The sequence below is a fragment of the Modestobacter sp. KNN46-3 genome, assembly GCF_011039295.1.
Map to the genome: position 1 here is coordinate 1 of NZ_JAAKGN010000326.1, position 1,401 is coordinate 1,401.

Genomic DNA, 1,401 nt, shown 5'->3' on the forward strand with positions numbered 1-1,401 from the left:
GGGCGCGCACCGTGTCATCCTGACCGCATGACTGAGCGCGGTCGAGTTCACCGTGGGTAGGCACTCGGCGGGGAACGGTGCCCGCGTCGACCCGATCGTCGCGGCCGCGCTGCGGCAGCGGACGACGATCCGGAGTTCCTGCGTGAGCTGGAGCGACGGGCCCGTCGGGACGACGGCAGCCTGAACTGAGACCCGCGGGCCAGCGGGCCCACTCCCGGACGCACCACGAGCCGTCAACCCTCCGGGGCTGACGGCTCGCTGCGCCTCGGCGTCCTGCTCAGGCGGCGTCGCTGCCCGACCGCGCGGACGAGGCGGCCGGGCTCCCACCGAGCCACCGGCGCCAACCGGACCGGCGCCGGTCCGGTCGTTGGTCCCCGCCCGCCGGCGCCACGGCCACCGTGATGGTGGAATCCGTCGTCTCGGCGGCCGGGGGGTGCGTGGCGCCGTCGCGGTCCGGCCAGCCGAGGCCGGAGCCCTCACCAGGCTCGCCGGGCCAGCCGAGGCCACCGTCCTGCGCCGACGCGGCGCGCATCACCAGCACGACCACGGCCACCGCGATCACCAACATCACCAGGAAGACCATCGGGCCACCCCCCTCATCGCCACCAATGTACGACCGCGGCGATACTCGGACCCGGTGATCTCCTGCCCGACCGGGGTGGGCCCTGCGCCGGCGGTCCGCCGGGCGCGCACCCGAGGAGCCGGAGGGCGACATCGACGCGGTCGACGAGCAGCTGATCAGCCTGTTGCGGGCCAACGGCCGGGCCAGCTACGCCGAGCTCGCCCGGCAGGTCGGGCTCTCGGCCCCCTCGGTGCACGAGCGGGTCGGCAAGCTGGAGGCCGCCGGTGTGATCACCGGCTACCAGGCCGTGGTCGACCCGGCCTCGGTCGGGCTCGGCGTCACCGCCCTGGTCGGGGTGATCGAGAGCGACCAGGTCGACGACACCGGGCTGGAAGCGGCACTGGCGGAGCTGTCGTCGGTGGAGGACTGCTGGCGCGTCGCCGGCAGCGAGGGGTACGTGCTCAAGGTGCGGGTTCCCGACATCCGGGCACTGGAGGACACCATCAGTGCGTTGAACAGGGTCCGGGGCGTCGCACGCACCCGGACGACCGTGGTGCTGTCGACCAAGTGGGAGGGCCGTCGTGGCTGAGCAGATGAGGGCAGCCGGGGCGTCCGTGCCCGGGGGCACCGACGGCGGGGCGCCGAGCCGGGGTGGTGTCGCGAAGTGGCTGGCGATCTACACCCTCGGTCGGCTGGCGATCGCCGCGGCGCTGATCGGGCTGCTGTGGGTGCTCGGGCTGCCCGGCACCCCCGGCTTCCTGTTCGGGGTGCTGCTGGCGATGCCGGTGTCCTACCTGGCGCTGGGCCGGGTGCGCGAGCAGCTGACCGGTGCCCTGGTG

At 74.4% G+C, this 1,401-nt stretch carries 3 protein-coding genes; 2 read left to right on the top strand and 1 reads right to left on the bottom strand.

The window, feature by feature from the left end; translation table 11 throughout:
• Positions 1 to 277: 277 nt before the first annotated feature.
• Entirely contained in the window at positions 278 to 583 is a 306-nt protein-coding gene (locus G5C62_RS27015) for a hypothetical protein (protein ID WP_164703413.1), read from the bottom strand.
• A 130-nt stretch (positions 584 to 713) separates the two neighbouring features.
• Here G5C62_RS27015 and G5C62_RS27020 point away from each other — a divergent pair, with 130 nt between their 5' ends.
• Both G5C62_RS27020 and G5C62_RS27025 read left to right on the top strand, forming a co-directional pair.
• A complete protein-coding gene (locus tag G5C62_RS27020; RefSeq protein WP_036333160.1) occupies positions 714 to 1,151 on the top strand; it encodes an Lrp/AsnC family transcriptional regulator in 438 nt (145 codons plus the stop codon).
• Positions 1,144 to 1,401, top strand: a 258-nt coding sequence (locus G5C62_RS27025) for a DUF4229 domain-containing protein (RefSeq protein WP_241176172.1), incomplete at its 3' end; no start/stop codon positions are given. The genes G5C62_RS27020 and G5C62_RS27025, both read left to right, overlap by 8 nt.